This window comes from Halomonas sp. GFAJ-1, from assembly GCF_000236625.2.
Classification (GTDB): Bacteria; Pseudomonadota; Gammaproteobacteria; order Pseudomonadales; family Halomonadaceae; genus Vreelandella.
This window is the reverse complement of sequence record NZ_AHBC01000025.1, coordinates 63614-69803: the sequence shown is the minus strand read 5'-3', so window position 1 is coordinate 69803 and position 6190 is coordinate 63614. Positions and strand designations below refer to the sequence as shown.

At 52.8% G+C, this 6190-nt stretch carries 8 protein-coding genes and 1 rRNA gene; 5 read left to right on the top strand and 4 right to left on the bottom strand.

Features of this window, described 5'->3' with window-relative positions; translation table 11 throughout:
• Window positions 1–38 precede the first annotated feature (38 nt).
• Together rrf and MOY_RS06890 are read left to right on the top strand one after the other, a co-directional pair.
• Window positions 39–154 (top strand): 5S ribosomal RNA (gene rrf, locus MOY_RS06895).
• A 277-nt stretch (window positions 155–431) separates the two neighbouring features.
• A complete protein-coding gene (locus MOY_RS06890; RefSeq protein ID WP_009098008.1) occupies window positions 432–617 on the top strand; it encodes a hypothetical protein in 186 nt (61 codons plus the stop codon).
• Window positions 618–726: 109 nt separating this feature from the next.
• Here MOY_RS06890 and MOY_RS06885 read toward each other — a convergent pair whose 3' ends face one another.
• Window positions 727–1581 carry a Tim44 domain-containing protein gene (locus tag MOY_RS06885; RefSeq protein ID WP_009098006.1) on the bottom strand — a complete coding sequence of 285 codons (855 nt, stop codon included), beginning with the start codon at window positions 1579–1581 and terminating at the stop codon, window positions 727–729.
• A 141-nt stretch (window positions 1582–1722) separates the two neighbouring features.
• Between MOY_RS06885 and MOY_RS06880 the strand changes: the two genes are divergently transcribed.
• Complete coding sequence (locus tag MOY_RS06880) at window positions 1723–2298, top strand: isochorismatase family protein (RefSeq protein WP_009098004.1); 576 nt, start codon at window positions 1723–1725, stop codon at window positions 2296–2298.
• Between the two features lie 11 nt (window positions 2299–2309).
• Here the strand turns inward: MOY_RS06880 and yaaA are convergent, their stop codons facing one another.
• Together yaaA and MOY_RS06870 are read right to left on the bottom strand one after the other, a co-directional pair.
• Window positions 2310–3089, bottom strand: a complete 780-nt coding sequence (yaaA, locus tag MOY_RS06875) for a peroxide stress protein YaaA (protein ID WP_009098003.1) — start codon at window positions 3087–3089, stop codon at window positions 2310–2312.
• Between the two features lie 133 nt (window positions 3090–3222).
• Window positions 3223–4254, bottom strand: a complete 1032-nt coding sequence (locus tag MOY_RS06870) for an NADP(H)-dependent aldo-keto reductase (protein WP_009098001.1) — start codon at window positions 4252–4254, stop codon at window positions 3223–3225.
• A 249-nt stretch (window positions 4255–4503) separates the two neighbouring features.
• Here MOY_RS06870 and MOY_RS06865 point away from each other — a divergent pair, with 249 nt between their 5' ends.
• Together MOY_RS06865 and MOY_RS06860 are read left to right on the top strand one after the other, a co-directional pair.
• Window positions 4504–4998 carry a tetratricopeptide repeat protein gene (locus MOY_RS06865; protein ID WP_009098000.1) on the top strand — a complete coding sequence of 165 codons (495 nt, stop codon included), beginning with the start codon at window positions 4504–4506 and terminating at the stop codon, window positions 4996–4998.
• Window positions 4999–5026: 28 nt separating this feature from the next.
• Window positions 5027–5539 carry a hypothetical protein gene (locus MOY_RS06860; protein WP_009097997.1) on the top strand — a complete coding sequence of 171 codons (513 nt, stop codon included), beginning with the start codon at window positions 5027–5029 and terminating at the stop codon, window positions 5537–5539.
• A gap of 68 nt (window positions 5540–5607) precedes the next feature.
• On the opposite strand, the gene MOY_RS06855 is transcribed toward MOY_RS06860, so the two are convergent.
• A complete protein-coding gene (locus tag MOY_RS06855) occupies window positions 5608–6153 on the bottom strand; it encodes a TIGR00730 family Rossman fold protein (RefSeq protein WP_009097995.1) in 546 nt (181 codons plus the stop codon).
• Window positions 6154–6190: the final 37 nt, after the last annotated feature.

The following is a 6190-nucleotide window of genomic DNA, read 5'->3' as shown; positions in this document are numbered from 1 at the left end:
CATCGACGACATCAGCATGATGTACATTAAAAGTTACGCCTGACGACCATAGCGAGCGTGAACCACCTGATCCCTTGCCGAACTCAGCAGTGAAACCGCTTAGCGCCGATGGTAGTGTGGGGTCTCCCCATGCGAGAGTAGGTCATCGTCAGGCACTTATACCGCAAAAAACCCAGCCAACAGGCTGGGTTTTTTGTGTGCATGGAAGAAAAAAGGGGGCTCTCCAGGGAGGCGTCCCGGGAGCCCGGCGCCCAGATGGCCGGCCCAGACATCGTCAGGCACTGGGCATGAGCTTATAATTTTGATCAAAACAAATGTTTTAATAATCTTAATAACAAGGAGTTACCAGGTTAAGCTGGTGTTGTAGGCTCCTTGGCAATTAGTATAGCTGAGTAGTTATTATGAAGTTCTATCTCAGGAGGAGAGGCAATATGAGTAAGCAAGTAACCAAGAATTTAGTGATGGCACTATTGATGGCGATGATGCTTGGTGGTTTAGCTGCTTGCGATAATCAAGGCCCAGCAGAAGAAGCGGGTGAAAGTATTGATGAAAGCATGGAAAGCGCCGGTGAAAGTATCGAAGAGATGGGCGAGAACATAGAAGAAGCTGCCGAATAATAGTCTGGTAGCTTAGTAAATAACGAGATGGATTAGTCTCGATACTTACCAAAACAGCCGCTTAAAGCGGCTGTTTTGCGTTTATTAACGTGAAAAAGTAGGGCGTGGTTTAGGCACCAGGGTTTTGCTCAATGCCTTGCAAGTACCAAGGTGCGTCATCGCGCATTGCCCGCGTTAGATGCCAGGTTTCGTTGAACTCGGTCTGTTCGCCATTTTCCTCTAAAACCCCATGGAATATAACGGTTGCCTCGGCATATCCGTCGTATTCATTTACGTCGCCAAGCTCGGCAAAAAGCTTAACAACCTCGGTGGAGTTGTCATCGGGGTGCTCGGTGCGCTCTTGGCGTAATAAATTATATAGCTCAGGTGTTACATACTCCTGGATCTGGCTAAGGTCGTTATTATCCCAGGCGCGTTGAAGCGTCATAAAGTGTTCTTTGGCACCTCCTAAAAAACGCTCTTTATCAAACCAGGCGGGCGTACTCTGCAGGCCGCTGGCTAAACTGCCTGGTGCGGCTGAGAAGTTGGTAGCGGCCGGTGTTGGTTCCTGTTGTTCGCGTTGGTAGCCAGCAGCAGAGCTAACAGATGCGGGGCGTCGCTGCCGCATAAATGCACGGAAAGCGAAAATGGCTAAAGCGGCCACGCCTACCATCACCAAGAGGTCCATGATGCGCAGCTCATCGAAGGCGCCGCCAAAGAAGAGTGCCGCTAGCAGGCCGCCTGCGAGTAGGCCGCCCATCATGCCCCCCATACCGCCTCTACGTGCCGCGGCAGCGCCTGCTTGGCCCTGCTGTTGCCCCTGAGCCTGTTGCTGCTGTTGGGGGGCGCTCGCTGGGCGATCCGCTGACCGTGACATGCTGCCCACGTTGCCACCTCCACCCATACGGCGAGCTTCGGCGTGCTCAATGGCTGCGCTGAAGCCCATGACGCTGACCAGCAGCATGACAAAAAACTGTCGTAACATGTTATTTCTCCGATGAGAACGTTGGAATTGACGGTATGCGCCGAGGCGCTATGTAGAAAATAATAAGGGGCTAGTTTACCGTGTAACTTGCTAGGTAGGTTATTCTGAGAATGTTTATAAAGACAAAAATAAGGTGAAAAAGTGCGCTTACATCATCAACAAAGTCTGTTGTTAGTCGTCGATTTTCAAGCGGGATTGCTGCCCGTTATTGAGGGTGGCGAAGCCGCTCTAGAAGAGGCTGGCTGGTTGGCGGGTGTTGCCGAGGCACTGCAGGTACCCGTATGGCTAACCGAGCAGTATCCAGAAAGGTTAGGAGGTACGGCGCCTTCTCTGTTGAGCACGTTAGGCGAGCACAAGGTGTGGCAAAAACTCCATTTCAGCGTGATGGAAGAGCCTGAGTTTGTCGACGCCTTACAAGCTCAAGGGGCGCAGCAAATAGTGATATGCGGAACAGAAGCGCATATCTGTGTGTTGCAGAGTGCGCTTGGATTGCTTGAGGCAGGCTATGAGGTGTTTTGGCTTAGTGAAGCGACGGCGAGCCGCCGGAAAGATGAAGCGCGACTAGCCCGCGAGCGCGCCTGTGCTAATGGTGCGGTAGCGGTCACTGCGGACATGGTCGCTTATGAGTGGCTGCACCGTTGTGACACAGCCACTTTTAAAGAGGTGCATCAGCGCTTTCTCAAGCCGCGTTCGCCCCGCGCAGTGACGTTTTTCTAATGGTTAAGTGATTAACGATCAGCCTCTTTGCGGGTAAAGACCAGTCTATCGCCCTGGGAGGCAGCTGCATCAAATTGATATCCGGCCTCTTGAAAGCTTGTTAGCTGATCGGGATGGTTAATTTGTTGCTGAATAATCCAAGCGCTCATCAAGCCGCGCGCTTTTTTGGCATAGAAGCTGATGATCTTAAAGGTGCCGTTCTTTTCATCTTTAAAGACGGGCGTCACTACGCGCGCGCTAAGTTGTTTAGTCTCAATCGCCTTGAAATATTCGTTTGAGGCCAGGTTAACGAGCACCTTGGAGCCACTTTCTGCAATTGCGCTATTAAGCGCTTGCGTTAACGTTGGCTTCCAGTACGCGTAAAGGTCGTTGCCAGCGCCATTAGGCAGTTTGGTGCCCATCTCCAGCCGGTAGGGTTGTATTAAGTCTAGTGGCCGTAGTAAGCCATATAAGCCGGATAGAATGCGCAGGTGTTGCTGTGCAAACTGGTTATCAGCGTCGCTAAATGAGCTGGCGTCTAGCCCAGTGTAAACATCGCCTTGAAAGGCTTGTACGGCAGGTTTGGCATTATCTAGAGAGAAGGGTGGCTGCCAATCTGAAAAACGCGCAGCGTTCAGGCCTGCCAGCTTATCGCTGATACCCATGAGATCGCTAAGCTGTTGCGGTGAGTAGCCACGCAAAATCTCAATCAGAGGCTTACTGTGCTCAAGGAAGCTCGGTTGGGTGACCTGATCAGTAGTGGAGGGCGTTTCAAAGTCTAGCGTTTTTGCAGGGGAAATAACGCTCAGCATAGCCTGCTCCTTATCCCGTGGCAGAAGAGAGAAAATACGTGCGATGATTATACCAAGCCTCGGCGATGACCGAGGCTATCGGTATGATAGTGAGGTGGTTTGACCGCCTAGCGCTTGGCGCCATAAACCGCGCCTACGGGCAGGGGTTCGGCATTCGGCGATGAATGTCCTCGATAGCTTCGAGCACTTCTTCATCAAGCTTGATACTTTCACTGGCAAGATTGCTTTCCAATTGCTCCATTGTGGTGGCGCCAATAATATTGCTGGTCAAAAAACGGCGAGAGTTAACAAACGCCAGCGCCATTTGAGCTGGGTCTATGTCGTGCTCCTTGGCAAGCGTAACGTAAGCCTGCGTTGCGGCCTCTGCTTCTGGTGAGGTGTAACGTTTAAAGCGCTCATAGAGAGTGAGGCGACCCTTAGGTGGCTGCGCCCCATTAAGGTATTTACCCGAGAGCACTCCAAACCCTAGCGGCGAGTAGGCGAGTAGGCCAACATCCTCACGGTGAGCGATTTCAGCCAAACCCACTTCAAACGTACGATTTAGCAGGTTGTAGGGGTTCTGGATGGAGGCGACCCGTGGCATCGCCATCTGATCGGCGAGCTGCAGCATACGCATCACGCCCCAGGGCGTCTCATTGGAAAGGCCGATAGCGCGGATTTTTCCGGCATCCACTAGCTCTTTTAGCGCCGCGAGCGTGTCTTCCAGTGGGGTGGCGTCTTCTTGCTCTTTATGGGTGTAGCCAAGCTTGCCAAAAAAGTTGGTGTTACGGTCTGGCCAGTGGAGTTGGTACAAGTCGATATAATCGGTGTTGAGCCTTGCAAGGCTGGCGTCAACAGCTTGATGCAGATGGTCGCGACTCATCCTTGGCCCGCCACGAATGTGGTCTAGGCCAGGGCCGGCTGCTTTCGTTGCGATAATGACATCATCACGCGAACCGCGAGCTTTTAACCAACTGCCGATATACGCTTCGGTTAAGCCCTGGGTCTCTGCCTTTGGCGGAACCGGGTACATTTCAGCGGTGTCGATAAAATTGATACCAAAAGCTACTGCACGATCGAGCTGCTCATGGGCTTCCGCTTCGCTGTTTTGTTCGCCAAACGTCATCGTACCTAAGCAGAGTCGGCTGACCTCCATCCCGGTTCTGCCGAGTGGGCGAGTTTGCATTGTTATCTCCTCTATAAGGCGAAATTGCCTCAGGATAAGCGTTATCTCCGCCGTGAATATCAGCGTGTGAGTGGCATGTTAGCGAGGCTCTCCAAAAGCAGCAAATCAATAGGGTTGAGTCGACGCAAAGGCAGGCGTATGCTTGCCAGCCCATCGACCAGCTGAACGCTGGTTAATCGTATGGTTAGCTGTCAAAAGTGGAACCGACTGTTAGCCGAAGATCTCAACAGATAGGCAAGGTGGTTTGCCATGCCGCAGGCATCATCATTGTTTACTCGTCTAGAATTTCGTCTCGCCGAGCAGCTGTTTCATACGCGTTGGCTACTGCCGCGCTCGCCACGCACGCAACGTTTAACGATGCAGTTATTCAAGCGCTGTGCAGAGGCGGGGCATCCTGATGCGCTGTCTATTTACGGCCATATGCTGTTTCATCGCAGCCAGTCACCCCATGACAAAGCACGTGGGGCACGCTACGTGTTAGAGGCTGCTCAGGCAGGCGATATAAAATCTCAGTACCAAGCCGCACGCATTCATGAGCACGGCTGTGTACAGTATCCGCGTCGTGAGGATTATGCGGTTACTCTGTATGCTCGAGCCGCTCAGTCTGGGCACTTTCTGGCAGCTGAAAGGCTTGCCCGAGCTTATCGCCTTGGCGAGCTAGGCTTGACGATAGATAGTGAACAGGCGGCTTACTGGCAAGGATTGGCCGACCGTCAGTCACAGGCTGAGCTGGCGACCGCCTAGCCAATAGGATGAGTAAATGAGGAAGTCCGTGTCCGAGACGCTACCTACAGTGCTGGATATTGAAGCGTCCGGATTCGGGCGCGGCAGCTACCCGATTGAAGTTGGTATTGCCCGTGCTGACGGTAGCTGCTGTGCGTTTCTTATTCAGCCATTAGAGGAGTGGACCCACTGGGATCCTAAAGCAGAATTGTTGCATGGGATTTCCCAAGAGCGCTTGCGCCAGGAGGGCTACCCAGTACAACAAGTGGCACGCTGGCTTAATGATGAGTTGCGCGAGGTAGGAAAAGCGTACAGCGATAGCTGGGGATACGATAATACTTGGCTATCGCTACTTTTTCATCATGCTGAGCTACTGCCCCGTTTTCGTTTAGAGGCGTTGCGTATTCTGCTCAGTGAAGCGCAGCAGGCCCTATGGAGCGATACTAAAGAGGCGGTGATTGCTGAGCGGGGCATCCACCGCCACAGGGCTGGAGAAGATGCCCGTTTGCTGCAGCTAACCTACCAACGAACGCTTCAGCTTACCGGGGACCCACGCTGTTAGTTCGCGTTTTTACCCTCGGCCCATTGTGCGTTGGCGATGGCGTTGGCCCTTGCTGCAGCTTGAGCTACTTACTGTAACTGCCCTTCTAGCATCTCTAGTAGCTGAATAGGCGTTGGCGCGTCCACCAGCATATCGCGCGTTGTTTGGGCTAAAAAGCCATGGCTAACGGTGTTGTCTAGAAAGGTCAGCAGCGGTGCATAAAAGCCTTCGGTATCGAGTAGCCCCATGGGCTTGTCGTGAAGCCCTAAGTAGCCCCAAGTCCATATCTCAAACAGCTCTTCGAAAGTGCCAATACCGCCGGGCAGGGCAATAAAAGCGTCAGCGTTGGCGGCCATGGTGGCTTTGCGTTCATGCATATTGGGTACGCGAATCAGCTCAGTCAGGCCGAAATGTGCTTGTTCTCGTTCCACAAGATGATCTGGCATCACGCCAATGACCTTACCGCCGGCCTCAAGGGCTGCATTAGCTAGTTCGCCCATTAAGCCAATACGTGCGCCTCCATACACAAGCGTGTGCCCCCGAGCTGCTAGCGCTGCGCCAAGCGTGCGGGCCACTTGGCAAAATACAGGGCTATTGCCTTCTCGTGAGCCGAGGTAGACACAAATGCGTGACATAGTGAGAGGGTCCTTATAACAATCAATAGAGTGATGT